We start from the raw sequence: 22,865 nt of genomic DNA on the forward strand, positions 1-22,865 counted from the left end.
GATTGAGTTATCTCCCAGGAATAATTGGCCCGAAATAGACGTAGGAGCGAGCACGGCTCGCGATGCGCCGCGCGGGCGGCGCTCGATCTCATGGGCGCAAACGCTGTCAGGGTCAGCGCCCATCTCACGCTCAGAAGTCGTACCGCACATCCATCATCACATGACGCGGCGCGCCATACTGGCCCCAGCTCCCGGCAATGCCGGAATAGTATTTCTCGTCGAACAGGTTGTTCAGGTTGACCGTGCTCGACAGGTGCTCGTTGAAGCGATAACGCGCCATCAGGTTCACCACGCTGTAGTCCTTCTGGGTAACACGCGCACCGTACCGGCTGAAGTACACCGAATGGCTGGAGTTCCAGTTGACCCCGCCCCCCACGGTCAGGTGCTGCAGGTCGCCGGGGAGCTGGTAGGTGCTCCACAGGCGCACGGTGTCCATCGGCAACTGCGTGGTCAGGCGTGCGCCGTCAGCATCCTCGGTCCGTGAATGGCTGTAGCCAGCCTGAACGTTCCAACCCTGGCTCAGTTCACCGCCCAGTTCCAGGTCGACACCCTTGGTCTCGGCGCCGCTCACACCGCGGTAGTAGTCCTCGGTTTGATTGGCAGTGCCCGGGATCACGCGAGAGCCTGCGAACTCCGCCACGTTGTCACGCTTGATCAAATAGGCCGCGACGCTGGCGTTGAGGCGTCCCTCATAAAACTCACCCTTCCAGCCGCCCTCGTAGTTCTTGCCTACCACCGGATCGAGAACCTGGCCGTTCGCATCGCGGGCATCCTGCGGTTTGAAGATGTCGGTATAACTGACATACAGCGACTGCTCCGGCGTCAGGTCGTAGACCAGGCCGGCATAGGGGGTGACCACGCCGCGCTCTTTCATGCTGTACGCGGACGGGGTGCCGTTGGGCAATACCTGCAGGAAGTAGTTGTAGCGGTAGTTGCTGGCACGTGCGCCGAGGATCAGGTGCAGGCTGTCGCTCAAGTTGAAGCGGCTGGCAACGAAATAACCGCTCTGGCGGGTGCTGACATCGTAGTCCATCACTGGGCTGTAACCGGCCTTGTCAGGCTTGGGCAGTTCATGATCCCAGTTGTGGAAATCGAGCGAGGTATCGCCGAATTCATCGGAATGGTGATGGTTGACGTAATCAAGGTAGTTGGCGCCGAAAATCAGCTCGTGGCTGCGCCCGAACAGCTCGAACGGGCCCTGCAGGGTAGCGTCGACGGCGCGTTGACGTTGGGTGACATCGGCCTTGCTCTGGTCGATCAGCGCTGTGCCGTCGGGGCTGATGTTGGAGAAGTTCGACCGGCTGTAGTAAGCCGCGGCGTCCACGTCACGGTCCACGTCCATGTAGGTGGTGCCAACTTTCAACTGCCAGTCGCCGGCCAATTGCTGCTCGATGCCGATGTTGTAGTTGGTGGTTTCGATACGGTCGACGCTCCAGCGTGAGCCGGAACTGGTGGAGCGTGAGAAGTCGGTCGGAGTGCCGTCGTTGTAGATCAGCGGCACGCCCTGGGCACCCGTGGGGCGGTAGCGTTGGTGCTCGATGCTGAGCCGCAACACGGTGCTGTCGCTGAGGTCGGTTTCCAGTGCGCCGTAGGTGATGTCCTTGTCCTGCTGGTACCAGTCCATGAAGGTGTGGTTGAGCTGCTTGGCTGCCACCAGCCGACCCCGCACATTGCCGGTAGCGGTCAACGGGCCAGAAATGTCGGCCTCCAGGCGCCGGTAGTCCCATGAGCCCACGCCCCCTTGCACGTAGGCCTTGAAGTCGCGGGTCGGGCGCTTGCGCACCACGTTGACCACGCCGCTGGGGTCGCCAGCACCGGTCATCAGGCCGGTGGCGCCACGCACCACCTCGACCCGGTCGTAGATCGCCATGTCCAGCAAGGTGCTGGGCATGGTCCGGGTCTGGTTTTCCTGGTAGGTGGTCACGCCATCGAACTGGTAGGTGTTCAGGGCGCTGCCGCGCGAGTAAATGTTGAAGCGCTCGCCGCCGTCCTGGGACATGGTGACGCCGGGCGTTTCCTTGAGCACGTCGGCCATGGTGGTGAGGTGCTGGTCATCCATGCGCTGGCGCGTGATCACGCTGATCGACTGCGGGGTTTCACGCATCGACAGGTTCATCTTGGTGGCAGTGCTGGTCACCGCGGTGGTGTACGAGCCGGTACCTTCGGTGGTCTCACCCAGGCCGTCGGCGTTAATGCTGGTGGCGCCCAGCTCCAGCGCACCACTGGTGGTACTCTGGGCAATCAGCCGGTAGCGGTCGCGCGCCACCTGCACGGGCTGCAGGCCGGTGCCGGCCAACAGCAACGACAGGCCCTGGGCGACACCATGGTCACCGCGCAGGCCCGGGCTGCGCAGGCCGTTGGACAGCTTGGCGTCCACCGCCACCATGACCCCGGCTTGCTGGCCAAACTGCGCCAGGGCGCTGTCGAGGCTGCCGGGGGCAATGTCGAAACGGCGGCTGCCGGCTTGCTCGGTAGCCGCCAAGACGGCCTGAACAGGTAGCTGGAAGGTGGCCACGGCCAGGCCGATGACCAGCGGGCGCAGGCGGGTAGCGAGCGGGGTGAGACGAGACTGCATTGAGGCGATCCTTGGCAGACAGTGGGCGAATCAGAGGGGTTTGCCTGTCTTGATGCGCGAGAATCGGAAATCTGCCCGCCGATGGCGTTTTTTTTCGATAACGCTTCTGGGCCTTTCATGCACCGGCTCAAGCCGGCAGCACATTCACCCAATACCCCAGCACCCGCTGCACCCGCACAGGCAGTACCTGGCTCAGCAAGTCCAGGCTGGCATCGGGTTCATCGAGCGAGAATGTACCGGTCAATTGCAGCCCGGCAACGCGCGGGTCCCAGCGCAGCACGCCCTTGCGGTAGCGGTCCAGTTCCGTCAGCAGTTGCTCCAGCGGCATGCGCTCGGCGACCAGCTGGCCGTGGGTCCAGGCGTCGGCGCCCAGCGCCAGTGGCACAGGCGCATCAGCGCGGGAGGCACCGAAGGCCTGCTGCCAACCCGCAACCAGCTCGCTACGTGCGCCCTGGGCATATTCCACCAGCGCCTCGCCCTTGAGTAACTGCACCAGGGTCGAACGTGGCTGCTGATGCACGATCAGCCGCGTTGCGCCGCCTGGCAGCACCCGGGCCTGGGCGGTGCGCAGGCTGACCTGAGCGCCCTGCTCCACCTCGAGCAGCACCCGCCCACGGTTGAGCGTGAGCACGCGCATGCCTGCCACCAGGTCGCTGTCCAGCGCGCTGCCTGCGTCGAGCTGCAGGGAAAGACCGGCGTCCAGTTGCCAACGGTGGCGTTCCCCGGTGGCCGTGGTGAGGTCACTGAACAGCCCTGGCAACAGGCTGCGCTGGTGCACGCTGTAACCACCGGCCAATAGCACACCGGCGCCCGCAAGGCCGGTTAGCACTGCCCTGCGCGTGACCTGCGCTCGGGCGTGCAACAGCGTGCGGGCATTCGCCGCGCCAAGCCCATTGGTCCCTTCCCGCAGGCCCTGGCCCAACCCCGCCAGGCGCTGCCAGGCCAGTTCGTGCTCAGGGGATTGCTGGCGCCACTGCGCACAGGCCTTTTCTTCGCCCGCGCTGCACGCCCCAGACTGCAAGCGAACCATCCACAGCATCGCCTGCTCCAGTACGTGCGGGTCGAGGCGCGGGGGCGCCACCGGGCCGCCGCTCACTGGCCGTACACCGCGGCGTAGCAATGGCGGTAGGCCTTGAGCATGTCCTTTTGCACCATGTTCACCGTCAACCCCAACTGTTCGGCGATCTCGGCATAGGCCATGCCATCGAGTTGGGACAGCAGGAACACCTCACGTACCCGCCTGCCCAGCCCATCGAGAATCTGCCCCACGGCGTCCAATGCCTCCAGCACCAGCAGCCGGGTTTCCTCCGACGGCTGAAGCAGCGGGTCGAGCCGGGCCAGGCTGTCGAGGTAGGCCCGTTCGAGCGCCTGGCGGCGGAAATGCTGCAGGCACAGGCGCCCCGCCACCGTTGCCAGGTACGCGCGTGGCTCGCGCAGGTGCGCCGGCAGTTCGCTGCGCAACAGCCGCACGAACGTGTCCTGGGCGAGGTCGAGCGCCTGCTCGCGGTCGCCCAGCTTGTTGCGCAACAGGTTGACCACCCAGCTGTGGTGCCGCAGGTACAGGTCGCCAATGGCCTGGCGGTCGACGGGGGGCATGGCGCGAGCCTCCGGAAGTCAAATGAAGAAAAGTCGTGCATGATAATACTTATCATTAATGCGATTCCAGACGTTCTCTGCCGCGCTACCAGTTGGACGATCACTGGAACGTTCAGCTCAACGCCAACAACATCTTCGACCGCTACTACTACGAAGATCAGGGCGGCCGCCGCTATGGCACCCCGCGTAACTACACGGTGACCGTGCGCGGCAGCTTCTGACGTTCACCGCTGGGCAGCGGCCTGCACCTTCAGAACCTGTACTTGAGGCTCATCATCACGTTCCTGGGCATGCCATAGATGCTTTCGCCGCGTACCGGGCTGTCGCCGATGCTGGCGTAGTAACGGCGGTCGAACACGTTATTGAAGTTGACCTGGGTTTCTATATGCTCGGTCGGGTTGTAGCCGAGCATCAGGTCCACCAGGCTGTAGCCGGACTGTTCGATGGTGTAACCGGTGCCCTTGTTGTAAACCCGGCTCTGGGTGTAGAGCGTCCCGCCCACGCGCCACCGATCAAGCAGCCCAGGCAGTGTGTAGGTGGTGGTGAGCTTGAACAGGTGGCGCGGCAGGTCGGTATCGAAGTTCTTGCCTTCGTTGGCGGCGTTGCTGTCGCGCACGGTCTTGACCGCGTTGAAGGTATAGCCACCGCCCACCTGCCAGCGAGGCGTCAGTGCGCCTTGCAGCTCAAGGTCGATGCCCTGGCTGCGCACCTTGCCCGAGGCGCCGTAGCAGGCGACCCCGGTGTTGCCGCATAGGGCATCGCTGAGCTGGAAGGCACGGTTGACCTGGTTCATGCGGTACACCGCCAGGGTGCCGTTGAGCAAACCCTCGAACCACGCCCCCTTGAGCCCTACTTCGTAGTTCTTGCCCACCACCGGTTCAATCAGGCTGCTGTCAGCGGCGCGGTAGTTCTGTGGTTTGAAGATATCGGTGTAGCTGGCGTACACCGAATACTGCTCGTTCAAGTCGTAGACAAGCCCTGCGTATTTGGTGACGTTGCGGGTCACCTTGTAACTGGCGTGCCCCGGCGTGCCGTTGCTCCAGTAGTAGTCGGTGGAGTAGTCGTACCAGTCCAGTCGGCCACCGAGAATCAGCGTCAACGGGTCGGCCAGTTTGAAGCGCACCGTGCTGTACAAACCTTTCTGGTTGATATCGATCGCCTGGCGGTCGCTGTCACGCGGGGACCGGGTCTTGGCAATGCTCGACGGGTCCCAGCTGTTCAGGTCGATGCCGTTGGCCAGGATGCGGTAGCTGGCACCGTTGTACAGGTACTTCTCCTGGTAGCGGCTGGTGCCCACCACCAGTTGATGCTCACGCCCGAACAACTGGAACGGCCCACTGGCGAACAGGTCGTAGCTGCTCTGGCGGTCGTGGTACATCGCGTCGGCCAGTTGCAGGTTGAAGACGTTGTTCAGGTTGGGATCGATCACCTTGGTGGCGGCAAGGTCGAGGGTGCTCCAGGTTTTGTTGATGTTGAACTGCAGCTTCCAATCGCGGGCCAGGCGCTGTTCAAGGCTGAGGAACGCCATTTCGCTGGTCTTGTCCCAGAAGTCCGAGTCGGTGCCCAGGTAGGTCGACCGCGACAGGTGCAGGTCGCTGCCGTTCGCAGCCATCGGCAGGCCACCCCAGGTCGTGTTCTGGTTGTCTTTCTGGCGCGAGGCGCCAACGGTGAGGGTGGTGGCATCGCTGAGGTCCGCTGCCAGTACGCCGTAGAACAGGCCCCGCTCGGTCTGGGCGTGGTCCTGGAAGCTGTGGTAGTCCTGATAGGCGCCCACCATTCGCCCGCGCAGGCTCCCCTGTTCATTCAACGGGCCGGATACGTCGACTTCACCACGGTAGCGGTCCCAACTGCCGCCGCTCACCTGGACACTGGCCTGGGGCGTGGCAGTGGGCTGCTTGCGGACCATGTTGATCGATGCCGATGGGTTGCCGGCGCCCTGCATCAAGCCGGTGGAGCCGCGCACCACCTCGACACGGTCGAACATGGCCATGTCGGCGGCGTCCACGGCGTCCGAGCCGCCACCGCCGATGGTGGTGGGCACGCCGTCGTACATCAGGTTGTCGATCAACGTCCCGCGGGCGTAGTAACGCTGGCGGTCGGCGCCGAGCATCTGCACGGTCAGCCCTGGGGTGGTCTTGACCACATCGTTGAGCGAGTTGAGCTTTTGATCGTCAATGCGCTGGCGGGTGATGACCGTTGCCGATTGCGGGGTTTCTTTCAGGGTCAACGGCAGCTTGGTCGCACCGCGCAGGGGGCCGGTGGTATACGAGCCGCTGCCTTCGCTGGTTTCGCCCAGGCCACTGCTGTTCACCGTGGTGGCATCCAGTTCCAGGCTATCGCCGGCAGGGGCTGCGATCAGCCACACCGCACCTTGGGTATCCAGGCTCAGGCCACTGCCCATCAGCACCATGCGCACCGCCGATTCGGTGTCGTAGCGCCCTTTGAGCGCTGGCGCGGATTTTCCAGCGACGGTTCGCTCGTCGAAGGCCAGGCTCACTCCGGCCTGCAAGCCAATCTGGCGCAGGGACTGGGACAGAGGCTGGGCAGGCAAGTCGAAGTCGAAGCTCGCGGCAACGGCCGGAATGCTCAGAACCAGGGCCGAGCCTACGACCAGGCTTCGGGAGGCGTTGTACAGCATGGGGCATCTCTCGTTGATGGGATGGATACTCCCTGACGCAGGAGCGCCGCATTTCCCTGATGTCCGCTGCAAAAAAATTAACGAGGCAATAGCCAGGTGGCGTCTTCACGCGTTTGCAGGGTGGCGTTGGCCAAGGCTGGCAGGGTCTGGACGAACGTTTCGATATCCCCCAGTTGCACCACCGCCGATAGCCGTCGCGGTGACTGGCCGAAGACCTTCAGGGGGCGCCGCAGGTAGCGTGACAGCACCGCAGCCACCTCTTGCAGGCTGGCGTCCTCGAAGCTGAGGTTGCCGTCAGCGAAGCTGAATGCCGCCGCGGCCGAACGGTGCAGGCGGGTGAGCTGCCCAGCGGCGTCGCAGCGCACTACCTGGCCGGCTTCGAGCAAGGCCTGCTCGGTGTCACTGTCGACCTGCACGCGCCCGTGCTCAACGCTGACTTGCACCTGCTCAGGCAGGCGCTCGACCACAAAACGTGTGCCCAATACCCGCACCCGGGCCAAGCCGGCCTCGACCAGAAACGGCCGTTGGCTATCGCGTTGCACACCGAAGATGGCCCGCCCGTGCAACAGCACCAGGTGCCGCTCCTGGCGGGTATAGCGCACCAGCAAGCGTGTGTCGGCGTCCAGGGTCAGCTGGCTGCCGTCCTCCAGTTCGACCGCCAACTGCTCGGCGATACCGGTGGCGTAACGCAGCTCGCGCCCGACCAGGCGCGACCATGCCAACCAGCCCCCAAGGCCCGATATCGCCAGCAGCCCAAACAAACTGCCACCGAGCAACCTGCGGCGCTTTACGCCCTCCATCGCCCCCGCCAACGCTTGAGTCTGCGAGGTATGGGCAAAACCCTCCCACAGGTCGGTGAACGCCTGGTACTCCTCGGCGTGCCGTGGGTCGGCCGCCAGCCATTGGGCAAAGCGGGCACGCTCAGGGTGGTCGCTGGGTAATTCGAGCAGGCGAGCAAACCAGCGTGCGGCCTGATGGCGGGCATCCGTCACGACAACAACGCCCGGGCCGCACGCAGGTCGAGCATTGCGCGAATCAGGTGACGCTCCACCGCCGACAACGAAATCCCCAGCAGCGTGGCGATTTCCGGCTGCCGCCGGCCTTCGATGCGGGCCAGCCAGAACACCTCTCGGCACCGCGGTGGCAGGCAATCGAGAATGCGTTGCAGCGCGTCCAGGCGTTGGGCCAGGTCCGCCAGGTGTTCAGCCGACGGAGCAACAGCGCCTTGGCCGGAGACGGTCATCAATGGCTCAAGCGTGCCTTCGCCCTCGGGCAGCCCGACATAGCGCCGTGCCTCACGGAAATGGTCGATCAGCACCGAGTGGGCGATGCGCCGCAGGTAGGCATTGGGCTGCTCGATGGGCCGCCGCTGAGACGCCAGCACGTAGCGCACGAAGGCATCGTGGAGCACGTCGCACGCGCGTTGCATGCACTGGGTGTGCCGCCCAATCCCCAGCAGCAGGTCGGAATATGCCCACTGCAAGTTAATGCCTTTCCACTCCATTGCACGGCCCCCACCCTCAGCAAGAGCGCGGATCATAGGCCGCTGCAACCCTCAGGGCAAATGGGAATCATTCTTTACAGCGAGTTTATGGCTAGCCGCGCCATGATCTCCCCTGTTGATCGAGCGGATATCAACATGCGAAATGCAGTCATTGAGGTTGCTCTTGGCTTGAGGGACAATCCGGCGCCCTTCGTGTTTGCCGCCAAGGATTGGACATGGCATTGACCAGCAAAATCACTTCCTACGACTCAGCATGGCCCTTGCGTTTTCTGGCCGACAAGCCGCGCATTGCCTCGGCGTTCGGCGAAGAACTCTATGCCATCCACCACGTAGGTAGCACAGCTGTTCCTGGGTTGGCGGCAAAGCCCGAGATCGATGTACTCATTGAAGTTGAAGCGCATCGGGATGCGCCGGCGCGCGATAGCGTATTGCTGGGGTTGAGGTATGTGCGCGGGAGTGATCTATCGGACGGACATCATTTCTACCGGCGCAATGTGGATGGGGTTCGCACGCACAAACTCCATGTTTGCACGCGGAACCACCTTGCGGTCATCAACATGTTGAAGTTCAGGGATCTACTGAGGCGCAATGGCTCGATCCGTCAGCAGTATGAAGTGCTGAAGTATCAGTTGGAGTCGAGCAATACGGGTGGGATGGCTGAGTATCTAGAAAAAAAGGCGCCATTCATTCGGACGGCGCTGTCCGGTATGCCGCTTGCTCTGGATCAACGCACGTTCGACGACAGCGACAGAGCATTCATGAATCAAGCGCTAGCCCATGGTAGGCGTGCCCTGCCGGCGTGCCTGCCGAACCCACCGGTGGGCTGTGTGATTGTTCGCAGAGGGCGCGTCGTGAGCTTCGGCTTCACTCAGCCGCCTGGAGATCATCACGCGGAAGCGATGGCGCTTTCGCTTCTGGAAAGTGGTCTTGGCGAGTTGACCGCTTACGTGACTCTGGAACCGTGTTCGTTCGCAGGCCGCACACCTTCATGTGCGTTGGCCTTGGTGAGCGCTGGCGTTTCGCGGGTACATGTCGCAATGCTCGATCCCGACCCACGAAATGCTGGAGCAGGAATCGAAATCCTTCGGCAGGCAGGGATCGAGGTGACGGTTGGTCTGCTAGGTGATAAGGCTCGATGCGACCTGCAACACTACCTATTTGAAAGTCCATGAGTGTCCGCAATGGTTCGATAGCGGTCATTAGCGAATGGCTGAGACCGACCCATTGTGGACGATCCATACCTTGGGGTTAGCGCGGTGTTCGGATGTGTTCGCCGTGAATTTTTCAGCGCCTATGAGATCGAGCGCCGCCCGCGCGGCGCATCGCGAGCTGTGCTCGCTCCTACGTCTATTTCGGGCCAATTATTCCTGTGAGGTTAGTGCACGAAGGCTTTGGCACATGACGCGATTGGCACAGGCGTCACTGGCTCGAAACAAACGTAGGAGCGGGCGGCGCTCGATCTCATAGGCGCAGACGATGTCACGGTGAACGGCCGCAATGGGTCGATAGCAGCCATTCCGAGTGACCGCTAACGACTCGAAGCCGCCGTTGAGCCCAACAGCAATAATTGTGGGAGATAGCCTAGCCCTGCGGGCTGCGCTGTCGCACAGGGAACTGAGCCTTTGTGGGAGCGGGTTTAGCCGCAAAGAAGAAACCACGGTGCATGGCACGGGCTTCGCCCGTGTTCGCGGGCAAGCCCGCTCCCACAGGGATTCACGCCAGCTTTTAGAAAGCCAAGTTAATAGCTAGCCGTCCCATGATCTTTCAACAAACCGCGCATCAGCAGCTCCAGTGCCGTGGTCGCTTGAGCAAGGCGCGTAGGCCCGTCTTCTGCCTCAGCTATCCATACGGCCGCTTCTGCCAAGCTGCCATAAATCAACGAGGCCAGCGCCTGCGCGGGGACATCAGCTACCACGCCCTGCTCGATCAGGTTTTCTATCAGGTGTTGCATCGACTCCACGCAATGCTGTTGGGCATCCGGTGAGCCACCGCCCAACACGGCCCTTGCATCACGCAGCACGATCCTCTGGATGGGCGGTTCCAGCGCCATTTCGAGGTAGGCGCGGCAGCGCCGATGAAAGCCGTCCCAGGCATCATCGGCGGTGTCGGTAATGGCGCGCAGCCGCTCATCCATCTCGGCATCTAGCTGATCGACAACCGCCTTGAGCAAGCCCTGCTTGTCACCAAAGTGATGGTACAGCGCCCCCCGCGTCAGGCCCGCCTGCGCGGTCAGGTCATCCATCGAGGTATCGGCATATCCCCGCTCAGTGAATACCTGGCGTGCCGTTTCCAACAACAAGGCGCGGGTTTGTTCCATTGCGGCACGGGTACGGCGAACCATCCAGCGGCTCCAGTTGATAACGCGGCTCAAGGGGATGCTGATCTACCGATACAGCCTGCGTGCATTGTCATGATCGTCAGGTGCGCTGGCAAGCATACCCAGGCCCAGGTAACGCTACGTGGAGGATTGGGCACGGCTGTCCGCCTGCCGTTTGCCATTGCCAACGCCGATGACACAAGCCAGCAGCAATGCCAGCCCGGCCAGGGCGCTGGCGAACCACAGATTGGTCGCCAGACCGAGCCTGTCGACGGCTTGCCCACCGCCCCACGAGCCAAGTGCAATGCCCACATTGAACACCCCGACATACAACGCGGTAGCGACCTCCACTGCCCCTGGTGCGGCTTTCATCATCCAGGTCATCAGGCTCACCGACACCCCACCATAGGCCAGCCCCCAAGCCACCAACAGCACCCCACTGCCAACAGGCGAGCCCCCCAGAGCAAGCAATAATATCGGTGTCAGGAGCAGCCCGACGGCAATCGCCATGAGCGTACGCAAGGTAGAATGCGCAGCGCCGAGGCCGGCGAGAAAGTTGCCGATAATGCCGGCAATGCCGTAGGCGAACAGAAGCACGCTAATCCACTGCACGCCAACCCCCGACACTGAGAGCAACAAGGGGCGGACGAAGGTGAAGGCCATGAAGTGCCCTGCCACCAACAGCAAGGTCAAGGCAAGCCCGGCGAGCAATGTACGGTTGCCCAACAGCGCGGCGAACTGGCTCGGCCTTACCGAGCTGTTCACTGGCAAGCGCGGGAGGACGGCTAGGTGAATCAGTAGCACGAGTGCGCAGAGCATAGCCATGCTGCCGAACGCCCAACGCCACCCAGCCAGGTCGCCGATCAGCGCCCCCACTGGCACGCCCAACACCGACGCCGCCGCCACTCCGCCAAAGATGATCGCGGTGGCCAAACCTATCGAGCGGCCTGGCACCAGCCGCGCAGCAAGGCCACCGGCAATCGCCCAGATCCCGCCCATGCACAGCCCCACCAGAACCCGAGCAGCGAGCATCCAAGGCATAGTAGGTGCCAATGCCGACACAACGTTGGCGATCACCAACAGCCCCAGCAGGCTGCACAAGATCCATCGGCGGTCCAGGCGCCCGGCCGCAATCACTACCAGCGGCGCGAACAGCGCTGCCAACAGCGCAGGCAAGGTGATCATCAGCCCGGCTGCGCCCGTCGAGATCTCCAGGGATTCGGCTATCGCCGTCAGCAAACCGACGGGAAGCATTTCGGTGGTAACCACAGAGAAGGTTGCCAAGCCTACGGCAGTGACCGCCAGCCAGGGGTGACAGGCCGTCGACTTGGCGCCGGCCGATGCAGTGGTACTCATGATTGCAGGCTCCATTCGATTTCAGCGAATGCTAAAGATCCGTCAAAGCCCATAGGACACCTGCTCAGATCGATCGCGCATGCTGAAATAGCCCCACAAAGCTGCCAGCAAGACCGCCAAGCCAGCGCAGAGCGCAACGTTGAAACCTGCCTTGGCGCCCAGCAGATCGACCACCTGGCCCGAGGCCGCGGCCCCAGCGGCAACGCCGACATTGAGGCCAGCAAGCAGCCAGGTCATGCCTTCGGTCAATTTGCGTTCTGGCACAACACGCTCCACCAGCGACATCGCCACGATCATGGTCGGGGCAAAGAACAGGCCGGCGACCAGCACTGCGGCGGCCAGCTCGAAAATGTTCCCCGCCAGCAGCAACGGCAACGTGGTCAGCGCGGTGGCTGCGCCACCCAACAGGAGCAGCTTGCGCAAGGGCGTCTGCCATTTCGTGGCCCCAAACGCCAGCCCCGCCACGCAGGAACCCATGGCATAGCAGGACAGCACCACGCTGGCTGCAGCCGGTGTGCCCCTGTGTTCGGCAAAGGCCACGCTGACGATATCGACAGTCCCGACGATCACACCCATGGCAACCATCAGCAGGGTCAGCAGCCGCACATCGGCGAGGCGAATCACCGACACGCTGTCCCGGCCGCGGGTCGCGGTGGCCTCTACCGGCGGCTCGGTACTCACCTGCACTACCAGGGCAGCGACACCCATGGCCAGCAATACCGCAGCAGCCAGAGGCCCGGCCTGGGGTAACACGGCCACGCTCAATCCCACTGAAATCGGTGGGCCGGCAATGAAGGTCACCTCATCGAGCACAGTTTCAAGGGAAAAGGCCGTCTGCAACTGCGGCTTGCCGCGGTAGATGGCAGTCCAGCGTGCGCGCACCATCGCCGACATACTGGGCATGAAGCCGGCCAGCGCAGCACCAACGAACAGCGTCCAATCGGCGCTCTGCAGGTCACTGCAGGCCAGTAGCAGCAGGATACCCAGCACGCTTACCGCGGCAGCAGCCGGCAATACCCGGCGCTGACCGTAGCGGTCGACCAGACGCGAGATCTGTGGCGAGACCAGGGCATAGGTCATCACGAAGGTCGCCGAAACGGCCCCTGCCAGGCCGTAGCTGCCACGGACCTGCGACAGCAGGGTGATGATTCCGATACCGGTCATCGGTAATGGGATCCTGGCCAATAGCCCGGCCAGGACGAACCCCTTCGCGCCTTTTGCCTGGAACAACCCACGGTAGGTACTGAACATGGTCGACGCTCCTTATCGATGGCCAGCCGAACTGATTCAGCTGCATACATACGCTTCGTATGATTAAAAACCTTATTATCATACGAACTGAATGTAAAGCAGTGAGCAGCCCGGCGCCGCCTTGGTAGGAGCGAGCGCAGCTCGCGATGGGGCGCGCAGCGGCCCCAGGTCTTCAGCTTCGCAATTCATCACGCTGGGGCTGCTTTGCAGCCCATCGCGAGCTGCGCTCGCTCCTACCGGGTCCTGTGGGAGCGGGCTTGTCGAGGCGGCGAGTGGGGAATCAGCGTGCCCCCTCCAGGGCATGGCTGCCCGCCACGGCAATCGGGTCGTCGTGCGCCCCCACCGCCGTGCTAACCCCCACCGCACCGATCACCTTGCCCTCCACCAGAATCGGCTGGCCGCCGGCCAAGGTGGTAACGTCCAGTGCCAACAGCGCCGGGTGGCCATCGTTCACGCGGTTTTCGAAGTTCACGCTGGGCGCGCCGAACAGCGCCGAGGCCTTGGCCTTGCGCATGGCCAGCTCAGCGCTGATCGCGGTGGCACCGTCCATGCGGCGAACGACAATGGGGTAACCGGCGTTGTCGACCACGGCGATCGAACCTACCCAGCCCTGTTGCTTGGCGTACTGGTCAGCAGCCTGGGCGATGCGCTCGGCAGCCGCCAGGTCCAGTTGCTTGGTCGAAGGCAACGCGACCGGGCCGCCAGCCTGGGCGCCAGCACAGACGCCCAGGGCCAGCGTGGCGGACAACAGCAATCGTACGAACATGAAATTCTCCTGATGACATTGAAAACGCGCCCGGCCAGCCGGGCACGTGAGGAAAGCGCCTCAGCGCAGCTCGGCCACCTGCGCGGCGGTAACGGCCACCTCGGAGTTGCCGAACTGCTTGAACAGGAAGGTGCTCAGGGTCGCAAGCTGGGCATCGCTGAGGTTGGCAAAGCCCGGCATGAACACCTCCTGGCCGTCGACCTTGCGATGCACGCCGTGCAGCAGCACCGACACCAGGTTGGTGGGCTCGGCGGCGCCCAGCACGCTGTTGCCGAATAGCCGTGGGTATTCGCCCACACCCTTGCCGGTGACCGCGTGGCAGGTGGCGCAGTTGGCGTTGAACATCACCTCGCCGCCCAATGCGTCGCTGCCCGGGTCGTACTGCGGGTGGCTGGCGCGCAGCGCGGTGGTGCCGGTGTAGGCCTGGCCCTGGCCGGTACGCGCAGGCGCGCTGCCCGGGGCGCCGCTAGCCGGCAGGTCGCGCAGGTAGGCGACCATGGCGTGCAGGTCGGCATCGGGCAAGTGGTTCAGGCTGTTTTCCACCGCCTCGGCCATTGGGCCTGCAGCGTTGGCCTTGCCATGCACGGCGCCGGTCTTGAGGTAGGTGAACAGCTCGTCATCGCTCCAGGAGCCGACACCGCTTTGCCCGCCGGTGATGTCGTAGGCCTTCCAGGCCCCCAGGTTGCCACCGCCCAGGTCCGGGTGGCCAAGGCCTTGGATGAAGTTGCGCGGGGTATGGCATTCACCGCAGTGCTCCAGGCTTTGCACCAGGTAGGCCCCCCGGTTCCACTGCGGGCTCTTGCCCGCCACCGGCAACTGGCGCCCGGACTGGAAGTTCATCACGTTCCAGAAGGCCATGGCCCAACGCTGGTTGAACGGGAAGCCCATGGTGTTTTCCGGCGGCTTGCTGTCGATTGGCTTGAGCGTGCGCAGGTAGGCCACCAGCGCCAGGGCATCGTCGTCGGACATGCCGGTGTACGAGGTGTATGGCATGGCCGGGTACAGGCGCCTGCCGTGCTGGGAGATGCCATTGCGCACCGAGCCGACGATCTCGGCGTCAGTGAAGCTGCCGATGCCGTTGACCGGGTCCTGGGTGATGTTGGTCGAATAGAGCCTGCCAAACGGTGTGTCGAAGGCCATGCCACCGGCATAGGGCTTGCGCGCATCGACGGTGTGGCAAGCCACGCAATCCGAGGCCAACGCCACGGCTCGGCCACGCTCGATCAATGCTGCGCTGTCCTGCCCGGGCCTGGCGGTGGGCATTTCGATCTGCGATTGCTTCCAGATCACGCCACCTGCTCCGATGCCTGCGGCCACCGCCACGGCGACACCGGTCAATGCCAGCACCCGCCAGCGGGCGCGGCGTTTTGTCGATCCTGTTTTCATCAGCATGCGCCGCTCCTCACACCGAAGCCTTGATGATGCTGTCGGCGGCCAGCAGCGACAGCGCCACCCCGGTCAGCGTCGAGTTGACCAGCGCTGCGGTCGGCATCACGCCGGTGCCCCCGAAGTACAGGTTGTCGTGGTCGTGGGCCTGGGCCAGCTTGTTGCACACCGAGGTGTGCGGGTCGCTGCCCATGCTCAGGGTGCCGGTGATGTGCTGGCTGTTGGTGTACTGGCCGCGCTCGGAGAACTTCACCTCGGTGCCACCGGATGCGCTCACGCAGTCGGCGAAGTGCTCGCGGCAGACGTCGTAGCCACGGTGCACGTACTCGGGGAAGCGGTAGTGGATTTCCATTTTCGGAATGCCCCAGGCGTCTTTCTGGTCGCTCAGGACGATGCGGTTTTCCGGGTCTGGGAGCATCTCGAACATCGACTTGAGCAGCACGAAGCGTTCGCCATCGCGCTTGATCTTCTCGTTCAGTTCCTTGCCGTAGTAACCCTGGGCCACGTATTTCTCGGTCAGGTAGCGGGTCGGGTTGTCGTTGTGCACATCGATGCGCAAGGCCGAGCGCTCGCTGCGGAAAGCGCCGTCGCGGGTGTTGTTGATGCTGCCTGGGCACATTGGGCCACGGCCGATGTACAGGGGTTCGTCGGCAAGGTACTCGACGGCGCTCGCCGGGTGGTCCATCAAGCGGCGGCCAACCTGGTCGGTGGCGTTGGCCACGCCGTTGGGGTTGCGCTCATCCTTGGACATCAGCAGGATCTTCACGCTTTCCATGGCATTGGCGGTGAGCAGGAAATGCTTGCCGGTAACCCGGTGTACCGCTTTGTTCTGGTCGATGAAATGGGCCGCGACGATACGGTTGCCCTCCCCGGTTTCAAGCTTGAACACCACCGCGTTGCTGATCAGGTTCAGGCCCAGCCCCTGGGCGCGGCGCACCGACATGCTGCCGTTGTACTGGGCGCCGATTGGGCAAATGGGCATGCAGTTGTTGTTGCCGCAGCACGCCGGGCGATCGTCGTAGGCCGCGCTGTTGCGCGCTTGCGGGCCAGGCAGCAGCTCCAGGCCTACCGCTTCGTAGCGTTGGCGCAGGCGCTCGAAGCCGTAGGGCAACGGCAGCACGTCCATCGGGTAAGGCATCGAGCGCGGCGAGCCGTAGTCACCGGCCAGCGTGCCGCCACCGGAGACGCCCATCTCGATCTCCGCTTCGCAGTAATAGGGTTCGAGGTCGTCGTAGCTGATGGGCCAGTCGACCGACTGGCCGTACAGGCTCTGCATGCGAAAGTCGTTGGGGATCAGGCGCCAGGCCTGCCCTGCCCAATGCCAGGTGGTGCCGCCCACACCGCGAATGAATTGCGCGGTATACGGGGCCGGGCCCTTCTGGATCAGGTAGCCGTTGTCGTGCGGGACGAAGTTCGGGTGCGGCGCCCAGGGCATCATCGGGTACGGCGCCATGTGGTTGTTCTTGTATGCGCCATTGCGATAGTTGGACACCAGCATGGCCTGGTCCAACGGTGCGCCGGCTTCCAGCATCAGCACCGACAGGCCCTTGCGCAGCAACTTGACGGCCGCAGCGCCACCGGCGGCGCCGGCACCGATGATGACCACATCGGCCGACAGGGGGGTGGAATTCGAATCAGGCATGGCGTTCGCTATCTTTTTGCAGGGCGTAGGCAGGGGGGTTGACCCAGAAATTCGGGCTTGAGGTGCAGTAGCTTGGGGGCTGGACGAAATCGGACACTGCCTGGTAGGCCGCCACGCTTTCGAAGGCGACACATTCGCGCACCCCGTCACCGTCCTCGACGGTGCCCAGGTACAGCGCAGTGTTCAGGCGCAGGAACAGGCTTTTCAGGTCCGGGTTCAGGCTGGCCAGCGTTTGCAGGCGCTCGGCCGGGGTCGGGAGGGCGGACAGTTCAGGAAGCGTGGCCAGCAGTTGCTCGACCAATTGGTCAAGGCCGGGCAGCGTTGGCTGAAGCTTCTGGTGCACCAGGTCGATCAGCTCGCGATCGACACCGATCTGGCCGGAAAGCTGGTCTGCAAGTGAGATGAACGGGGCCGGGGCAGCAGGGACTTCAAGGGCGCCGCCGGCCGCCAGGGCCTTGGGCAGAAGTTTGGGTGCGCCCAGCGTCAGCAGCATCATGCCAGCGCCGCTGGAGACAAAGAACTCTCGTCTACTAAGCATGGGAATTACCAATGAATGGGAAGCTGCCCAAGAGGGATAGGCATAGGCTCCCCTTTTTGGGCGGCGGCACCGTATCACATGTTACTAAATGTGTAGTTAACTTTTTAAAACGCTGAAAAGCCTGTTTTAGAAGGCTTTGTCGTCTTATTGCTAGACTTAAGGCGAGTAGTTTTGCGCATTGAAATAATGCTAGCCCGAGGTCATTCCAACACAACTACTGTTGAGTGAAACGCTCTCTGTTCGGACTTTTGTGCATGCAGGCGCATTGAGTGATTTCAACGCGAAGTGTCGAGTCGTCCTCAGTATTTTCGGGGTCGGAATGCCCTACCCGCCCTGCAAGTACCCCGTGCAATTGCCCACTGGAGCCCGGTGGCCGAAATAGGAACAGACAGGCTCTGTTCCAGGCGGGCGATAGCGGCCAAGCGCACGGGTGCTTTCAGTAGGTAGCCTTTTCAACGGCTTGATACCAAAGGAAATTTTTCACTGGAGCGTTCGATAACCGCCCACTTTAATCTCGCCATGGCCAAAGCCATCGTTGTAGGAGCGAGCGCAGCTCGCGATGGGCTGCAAAGCAGCCCCGGCGTTCCAAGCCGCGAAGCTGAAACCCTGGGGCCGCTGCGCGCCCCATCGCGAGCTACGCTCGCTCCTACCGGGGCGGCGCCGGCCTGGGCCTGAATTGCAGGCAACGCAACCGTCAGATCAAGCCTTCCGCTTCCAGGGTCTTGTGCACCGCCGGGCGGCTGGCAACGCGCTTCTGGAACGCGACCACGGCCGGCCAGGGGGATAGGTCGACCTTCAACATCGGTGCCCAGTTGACGATGGTGAACAGGTAGGCATCCGCCACGCTGAAATGCTGGCCACTCAGGTAGTCCTTGCCTTGCAAGGCCTTGTCCACTACCCCCAGGCGCTTGCCGAAGGTTTCCACGGTCTTGCTTCTGGCCTCCGGGGTGATGCTCGGGTTGAATAGCGCGGCAAGGGTCTTGTGCAACTCGGTGCCGATGAAGTTCAGCCATTCCTGCACCCGCGCCCGCTCCAGCGACCCCGCTTGCGGCAGCAAGCCAGCCTGGGGCTTCTGGTCGGCCAGGTACTGGATGATGGCCGGGCCTTCGGTGAGCACCTCACCGTTGTCCAGTTGCAAGGCTGGCACGTAGCCCTTGGCGTTGATGGCGTAGAAATCTGCGCCGCTGGCCGTGGTGTGCTGCTTGAGGTCGACCTTTTCGGCGGTGTAGGGCAAGCCCAGTTCGTTGAGCACGATGTGCGGCGAGAGTGAGCAGGCACCTGGCGTGTAGAACAGTTTCATCGTTTTCTCCCGTGAGGTAAGGCCAGCCGTAAGGCGGCTGGCGCGGCGAAATACTCTGCAACCCAGCCGATATGACACCAAAAGCCGAGCGCCCACAAGGTGTGGCCACCGATCACAGGCACTTGAGCGATTGCGCCAGGTCGGCGAACCGGTACGACTCGGTGATCAGCCCATCGACCTTGAGCGCATCGCGATTGCGCTCGGCCTGCGCGCGCAGGGCCTCGCTGACGTTGACGTTCAGCGCTATCTGGCGCGGCATGAAATCGGCATCCGTTTCCTTCACCGGCACCGCCGTTTTTTCCAGCTGGGCGATGCTCTGCTCGGAAAGCTGGGCCGGGTGGATCACCCGCTGCACATCCCGCTCGCTGCGCCGGTTGTTGCTGCGGATGGTGAAGTCCGGCGCGGCAACCCGGCCACTTGGGCTGTACATCACCGCCGTTACCAGCCGGTCCAGTGCGCAGTCTTCTTCCTTGCGCCGGTGGGTGATGTCGCGCACCGGGCGCTCCGGCAACGCCAGGCGGGTAATGCCGAAGTCGTTCAAGGCGCCCAGCACCTCGCGTGGGTCATCCGCCACCTGGATCTCGCGCCGGGGCGGCCAGAAGTCGAAGTTGCCGTGCCCTCCCCACCAGCCCCCCACGTGAATGGCGAACATCTCCGGGTAGACCTTGCGCTCGGTGCGGCGAACTGGCTTGGAATCGTAAAAGCACATGCACGCCAGCTGGATCAGGTGGGTGGCGCCAAGCGCGGCCAGCGGCTCGTAAATCAATACGCCCAGGCGGTCGTGGGCGTTCCAGTTGGCGAACACATCACCGCTGCTGGCGGGCGTGCCGTTCAACTCGACTTCGTAGAAATCGGTTCTCAAAGCGTCGATCACATGCATAAGCGTTCCTCGCGGATGGATGTTCGGTTCAGGCCGGAATGATGCACTGCACTTCGCCGGCCTCAACGCGCACGGCGTAGGTTTTCAGGCCGCACTCGGCAGGCCCCTCCAGCACCGCCCCGCTCTGGATATCGAAGCGCGCGCCGTGCAGCGGGCATTCGATTTCGGTGCCCTCCAGCCAGCCGTCCGACAGCAGCGCATAGGCATGCGGGCACACATTTTCGGTGGCGTAGTAACGCTCTTCGACCTGGTAGACGGCAATCATCTTGCCATCGACTTCACAGGCGAACGGCGAATCCGGCAACACCTGCTGCGCTTCGCAGACTTTGGTCCAGACAGCTTCCATCAGACAACCCTCCGTGCCGGGGTGCGTTCCCCTGTTGTGCGTTGCGCCGAAACCAGGGCCGAAGCGTACAGCTCGGCAAGGGGCTCGTTGCGCTTGATTGCGCGCCGGATCGCCGAGATATCGCGGTTGCGATTCGCGGCAATGGCGCACACCAGACGATCTTCATCATCCCACCCCAGTGCCAGCCACTGCCCAGCGTGCACATCACCCAGGTAGGCGTACTTGCCTGCCAACTGCGGCAGGCCCAGGCATTGCAGGGTGCTGCTGTACTGGTCGGACCACAGCCATGGCATCTCACCATAGGCTGCCGCCGCATCGCCTGCGGCAGCGCGGCCAGCCACGCTGCCCTGCTCCCCGGCGGCCGTCCAGGACTCCGAGCGGGTGCGCACGCCCAGGTGGGTGACCGGGTAGCAGGTAACCTCCCCCGCTGCGAAAATGGCCGGGTCGCGGGTCGCGCAGGCCCTGTCGACAACGATGCCATCGGCCACGTCCAGGCCACAGGCCTGGGCCAGTTCCGCATTCGCTTGCACGCCAATGCCCACCACCACCACATCGGCCAACACAGGCCCGGCCGAGGTTTGCACCCGGGCCTTGCCCAATGGGCCAGGCTCGATGGCCGCCACCTGCGCCTGCAACTGAACCTCCACCCCGTTTTCCACATGCAGCGCCTGGGCCCAATGGCTCAGCGCCGCGCACCCGGTGCGCGCCAGCAAGTGTGCCTGCGCCTCGATCACCGTCACCCGGCAGCCGCGCTGGCGGGCAGCAGCGGCCACTTCCAGGCCGATGAAACCACCCCCGATGATCACCACGCGGGCCTCGCTGACCAGTTGGCTGCGCAGCGCCAGCGCATCCTCGAAGGTTCGCAGGTAATGCACCGGCGCCCGGGCCACTTCACTGGGAAGCCTGCGCGCACGAGAGCCGGTGGCAATTATCAGCTTGTCGTAGGCCAGTGCTGCGCCGCTTCCCAGGTGCACCCGTGCATTATCGCGGTCGATCTCGCCCACCGATGCCCCGCCCAGCCACTCCACGCGCGGCTCGCCGTACAGTTCGTGCCCGCCGAGCATGGCCGGCGACAGGCTGTCACCAGTCAGAAAACCCTTGGAAAGATGAGGCCTGTCATAAGGCAACTGCGGCTCCTGGCTCACCATCGCAAGGCGCGCCTGGGGTTTGGCTTGTAGCAGGCTTCTTGCCGCCTGGTGGGCGGCCGCGCCGCCGCCGATGATCACGAACTGTTCCATGGGACCCTCCCAGCGTTACCGGTTGAGAGGACTGTAGCGAGCCACCACCTGTACTACAATGCACACATTTTCGTGATTTCAAGTAGTACAGATTGGAGACTCCATGCAGCGTTTCAGAGCCATTGCCGAGCTGCTGCGCAAACGCATCGACGCCGGCCTGATCGCCCCAGGCGCCAAGCTGCCGTCCCTGCGCCGCTTGGCCAGCGAAACCGGCTGCAGTGTCGTCACCGCCTACCGCGCCTACGAATTGCTGGAATCCCAAGGCCTGTGCCAGTCCCGCGACCGCTCCGGTTTCTACCTGTGCAGCCCCGGCAAAACCAGCGTTCATCGCTTTGCCAAAGACATGCCGGTGATGCCCGCCGACACCGTGCGGGCATTGGACGAATCCCTGGCGCGCCCGCACTTTCATGCCCTGGCTTCGGCGGCCACGCTGCCAGATGCCGAACTGGTCGACAGCGAAGGGTTGAACAAAACCTTGCGCCGCGCCTTGCTGCATACTCACCCGCGCCCGGAACAAGCGCCGGACGGCCACCCGCATCTGATTACAGCCCTGCTGCAACGGGCCGGGCGCAGGGAGCTGTTCTGCGAGCCGCACCAGGTCATCGTCACCCGCTCGGCCATGGAGGCGTTCAACCTCTGCCTCGACAGCCTGGCGCAAGGCGCAAGCCCGGTGCTGGTGGAAAGCCCGTCGTTCCACCCGGTGCTGGAAAGCCTGCGCCACCGGGGTATCAAGGCGCTGGAGATCTATTCGCACCCGCAACTGGGCATCGACCCCGAGCAGTTCGAGCACATCCTCAACAGCACAGGCGTAAAGCTGTGCGTGCTGATGGGCTGCAACCGCTTCCCCACCGGCGTGACCTACAGCCGGGCGACCCTGGAACGGCTGGTGGCCGCCGCCCGGCGTCACGGTGCCGTGATCATCGAGAACGACATGGCGGCAGAGCTCGGCCATGGAGCGCTGCGCAGCGCCTCGCTGGCGGAGTTCGACAGCGGCGCCACGGTGGTGCAGTTCGGTGGCACGGCATCGTACCTTTCCTCTGCTTTCGAAATCGGTTGGGTCATGGCGGGCCAATACGCGGCGCAGATGAGCGCCAACCGCCACCTGGGCGCCACCTACCTCCCCCACCCGGCGCTGCAGGCGGCGCTGGCCGAATACCTGGCGGGGCGCAAGGCCGAGCGTGACCTGCGCGCCACGTGCCTGAAACTGGGCCAGCGCATGCAGCAAGGCATGGGCCTGCTCAAGGCGGCCTCGGCTGGCAAGGTGACTGTCTCCGCCCCCCACGGTGGCTACATGTGCTGGGTCAGGGGGCCGCGCGGCTTCGATTCGATGAAGCTCGCCCAGACCGCCACCAGCGACACCTTTGCCTTCATACCCGGGCCGTTCTTCTCGCCTGCGGGAGCCTTCGCGAACTTCATGGCGCTCAACTTCTCGGCCCCCTGGACAACGCAGCGTTGCGAGCAATTGCGCCAGCTGGTCGAGGCCATGTACAGCCAGGCATGAACAAGGCCCGAAGCGCATGGCGCGTCGGGCC

20 protein-coding genes are annotated in these 22,865 nt (G+C 63.6%); 3 read left to right on the forward strand and 17 right to left on the reverse strand.

The annotated features are described in order from the left end of the window. Positions 1-130: 130 nt before the first annotated feature. The 3 genes from F3J45_RS04095 to F3J45_RS04105 all read right to left on the reverse strand — a co-directional run bounded on the left by F3J45_RS04095 (position 131) and on the right by F3J45_RS04105 (position 4,171). A complete protein-coding gene (locus tag F3J45_RS04095; protein WP_167057724.1) occupies positions 131-2,575 on the reverse strand; it encodes a TonB-dependent siderophore receptor in 2,445 nt (814 codons plus the stop codon). A gap of 127 nt (positions 2,576-2,702) precedes the next feature. After that, the gene (locus tag F3J45_RS04100; RefSeq protein WP_167057727.1) at positions 2,703-3,614 is read right to left on the reverse strand and encodes a DUF4880 domain-containing protein; all 912 of its coding nucleotides are present in this window, start codon (positions 3,612-3,614) and stop codon (positions 2,703-2,705) included. A gap of 53 nt (positions 3,615-3,667) precedes the next feature. Then, positions 3,668-4,171 (reverse strand): sigma-70 family RNA polymerase sigma factor, encoded by a 504-nt coding sequence (locus F3J45_RS04105; protein WP_167057730.1) that lies wholly within the window; start codon positions 4,169-4,171, stop codon positions 3,668-3,670. A 92-nt stretch (positions 4,172-4,263) separates the two neighbouring features. Between F3J45_RS04105 and F3J45_RS04110 the strand changes: the two genes are divergently transcribed. Next, positions 4,264-4,392, forward strand: a complete 129-nt coding sequence (locus F3J45_RS04110) for a TonB-dependent receptor (protein ID WP_167057733.1) — start codon at positions 4,264-4,266, stop codon at positions 4,390-4,392. 29 nt (positions 4,393-4,421) lie between these two features. Here the strand turns inward: F3J45_RS04110 and F3J45_RS04115 are convergent, their stop codons facing one another. The 3 genes from F3J45_RS04115 to F3J45_RS04125 form a co-directional block, all read right to left on the reverse strand. Beyond that, entirely contained in the window at positions 4,422-6,809 is a 2,388-nt protein-coding gene (locus F3J45_RS04115) for a TonB-dependent siderophore receptor (RefSeq protein ID WP_167057736.1), read from the reverse strand. Positions 6,810-6,886: 77 nt separating this feature from the next. Then, positions 6,887-7,801, reverse strand: a complete 915-nt coding sequence (locus F3J45_RS04120; RefSeq protein ID WP_167057739.1) for a FecR domain-containing protein — start codon at positions 7,799-7,801, stop codon at positions 6,887-6,889. Then, on the reverse strand, positions 7,798-8,292 hold the full coding sequence (locus F3J45_RS04125; RefSeq protein ID WP_205300387.1) for an RNA polymerase sigma factor: 495 nt from the start codon (positions 8,290-8,292) through the stop codon (positions 7,798-7,800). Before F3J45_RS04125 ends, F3J45_RS04120 begins: the two co-directional genes overlap by 4 nt. Before the next feature lie 236 nt (positions 8,293-8,528). Here F3J45_RS04125 and F3J45_RS29820 point away from each other — a divergent pair, with 236 nt between their 5' ends. Next, on the forward strand, positions 8,529-9,485 hold the full coding sequence (locus tag F3J45_RS29820; RefSeq protein WP_205300388.1) for a GrpB family protein: 957 nt from the start codon (positions 8,529-8,531) through the stop codon (positions 9,483-9,485). A gap of 566 nt (positions 9,486-10,051) precedes the next feature. On the opposite strand, the gene F3J45_RS04140 is transcribed toward F3J45_RS29820, so the two are convergent. The 11 genes from F3J45_RS04140 to F3J45_RS04190 all read right to left on the reverse strand — a co-directional run bounded on the left by F3J45_RS04140 (position 10,052) and on the right by F3J45_RS04190 (position 21,333). Continuing rightward, entirely contained in the window at positions 10,052-10,654 is a 603-nt protein-coding gene (locus F3J45_RS04140) for a TetR/AcrR family transcriptional regulator (protein ID WP_167057745.1), read from the reverse strand. A gap of 114 nt (positions 10,655-10,768) precedes the next feature. Further along, a complete protein-coding gene (locus tag F3J45_RS04145; RefSeq protein ID WP_167057885.1) occupies positions 10,769-11,986 on the reverse strand; it encodes an MFS transporter in 1,218 nt (405 codons plus the stop codon). Between the two features lie 42 nt (positions 11,987-12,028). After that, positions 12,029-13,237 (reverse strand): MFS transporter, encoded by a 1,209-nt coding sequence (locus tag F3J45_RS04150; RefSeq protein ID WP_167057748.1) that lies wholly within the window; start codon positions 13,235-13,237, stop codon positions 12,029-12,031. Positions 13,238-13,517: 280 nt separating this feature from the next. Further along, positions 13,518-14,003 (reverse strand): heme-binding protein, encoded by a 486-nt coding sequence (locus tag F3J45_RS04155; RefSeq protein ID WP_167057749.1) that lies wholly within the window; start codon positions 14,001-14,003, stop codon positions 13,518-13,520. A gap of 60 nt (positions 14,004-14,063) precedes the next feature. Further along, positions 14,064-15,395, reverse strand: coding sequence for a cytochrome c (locus F3J45_RS04160; RefSeq protein ID WP_167057750.1), 1,332 nt, complete (start codon positions 15,393-15,395; stop codon positions 14,064-14,066). A gap of 10 nt (positions 15,396-15,405) precedes the next feature. Further along, the gene (locus F3J45_RS04165) at positions 15,406-17,031 is read right to left on the reverse strand and encodes a GMC family oxidoreductase (protein ID WP_167057751.1); all 1,626 of its coding nucleotides are present in this window, start codon (positions 17,029-17,031) and stop codon (positions 15,406-15,408) included. Further along, positions 17,024-17,569 carry a sugar dehydrogenase complex small subunit gene (locus F3J45_RS04170; RefSeq protein WP_167057752.1) on the reverse strand — a complete coding sequence of 182 codons (546 nt, stop codon included), beginning with the start codon at positions 17,567-17,569 and terminating at the stop codon, positions 17,024-17,026. Before F3J45_RS04170 ends, F3J45_RS04165 begins: the two co-directional genes overlap by 8 nt. 694 nt (positions 17,570-18,263) lie before the next feature. Continuing rightward, the gene (gene gstA, locus F3J45_RS04175; protein WP_167057753.1) at positions 18,264-18,869 is read right to left on the reverse strand and encodes a glutathione transferase GstA; all 606 of its coding nucleotides are present in this window, start codon (positions 18,867-18,869) and stop codon (positions 18,264-18,266) included. A 112-nt stretch (positions 18,870-18,981) separates the two neighbouring features. Further along, positions 18,982-19,749, reverse strand: a complete 768-nt coding sequence (locus tag F3J45_RS04180; RefSeq protein ID WP_167057754.1) for a hypothetical protein — start codon at positions 19,747-19,749, stop codon at positions 18,982-18,984. A gap of 28 nt (positions 19,750-19,777) precedes the next feature. Then, a complete protein-coding gene (locus F3J45_RS04185) occupies positions 19,778-20,095 on the reverse strand; it encodes a non-heme iron oxygenase ferredoxin subunit (protein ID WP_167057755.1) in 318 nt (105 codons plus the stop codon). Further along, the gene (locus F3J45_RS04190) at positions 20,095-21,333 is read right to left on the reverse strand and encodes an NAD(P)/FAD-dependent oxidoreductase (RefSeq protein ID WP_167057756.1); all 1,239 of its coding nucleotides are present in this window, start codon (positions 21,331-21,333) and stop codon (positions 20,095-20,097) included. The genes F3J45_RS04185 and F3J45_RS04190 overlap by 1 nt, the downstream gene beginning before the upstream one ends. Positions 21,334-21,436: 103 nt before the next feature. Here F3J45_RS04190 and F3J45_RS04195 point away from each other — a divergent pair, with 103 nt between their 5' ends. After that, on the forward strand, positions 21,437-22,834 hold the full coding sequence (locus tag F3J45_RS04195; protein WP_167057758.1) for a PLP-dependent aminotransferase family protein: 1,398 nt from the start codon (positions 21,437-21,439) through the stop codon (positions 22,832-22,834). Positions 22,835-22,865 lie beyond the last annotated feature (31 nt).

It is taken from the genome of Pantoea sp. Ap-967 (genome assembly GCF_011752565.1).
Classification (GTDB): domain Bacteria; phylum Pseudomonadota; class Gammaproteobacteria; order Pseudomonadales; family Pseudomonadaceae; genus Aquipseudomonas.

Coding starts and splice junctions, on each gene's coding strand:
- F3J45_RS04095 (WP_167057724.1), bottom strand. CDS start 2,575: ATGCAGTCTCGTCTCACCCCGCTCGCTACCCGCCTGCGCCCGCTGGTC.
- F3J45_RS04100 (WP_167057727.1), bottom strand. CDS start 3,614: ATGCTGTGGATGGTTCGCTTGCAGTCTGGGGCGTGCAGCGCGGGCGAA.
- F3J45_RS04105 (WP_167057730.1), bottom strand. CDS start 4,171: ATGCCCCCCGTCGACCGCCAGGCCATTGGCGACCTGTACCTGCGGCAC.
- F3J45_RS04115 (WP_167057736.1), bottom strand. CDS start 6,809: ATGCTGTACAACGCCTCCCGAAGCCTGGTCGTAGGCTCGGCCCTGGTT.
- F3J45_RS29820 (WP_205300388.1), top strand. CDS start 8,529: ATGGCATTGACCAGCAAAATCACTTCCTACGACTCAGCATGGCCCTTG.
- F3J45_RS04140 (WP_167057745.1), bottom strand. CDS start 10,654: ATGGTTCGCCGTACCCGTGCCGCAATGGAACAAACCCGCGCCTTGTTG.
- F3J45_RS04145 (WP_167057885.1), bottom strand. CDS start 11,986: ATGAGTACCACTGCATCGGCCGGCGCCAAGTCGACGGCCTGTCACCCC.
- F3J45_RS04150 (WP_167057748.1), bottom strand. CDS start 13,237: ATGTTCAGTACCTACCGTGGGTTGTTCCAGGCAAAAGGCGCGAAGGGG.
- F3J45_RS04155 (WP_167057749.1), bottom strand. CDS start 14,003: ATGTTCGTACGATTGCTGTTGTCCGCCACGCTGGCCCTGGGCGTCTGT.
- F3J45_RS04160 (WP_167057750.1), bottom strand. CDS start 15,395: ATGCTGATGAAAACAGGATCGACAAAACGCCGCGCCCGCTGGCGGGTG.
- F3J45_RS04165 (WP_167057751.1), bottom strand. CDS start 17,031: ATGCCTGATTCGAATTCCACCCCCCTGTCGGCCGATGTGGTCATCATC.
- F3J45_RS04170 (WP_167057752.1), bottom strand. CDS start 17,569: ATGCTTAGTAGACGAGAGTTCTTTGTCTCCAGCGGCGCTGGCATGATG.
- gstA (WP_167057753.1), bottom strand. CDS start 18,869: ATGAAACTGTTCTACACGCCAGGTGCCTGCTCACTCTCGCCGCACATC.
- F3J45_RS04180 (WP_167057754.1), bottom strand. CDS start 19,749: ATGCATGTGATCGACGCTTTGAGAACCGATTTCTACGAAGTCGAGTTG.
- F3J45_RS04185 (WP_167057755.1), bottom strand. CDS start 20,095: ATGGAAGCTGTCTGGACCAAAGTCTGCGAAGCGCAGCAGGTGTTGCCG.
- F3J45_RS04190 (WP_167057756.1), bottom strand. CDS start 21,333: ATGGAACAGTTCGTGATCATCGGCGGCGGCGCGGCCGCCCACCAGGCG.
- F3J45_RS04195 (WP_167057758.1), top strand. CDS start 21,437: ATGCAGCGTTTCAGAGCCATTGCCGAGCTGCTGCGCAAACGCATCGAC.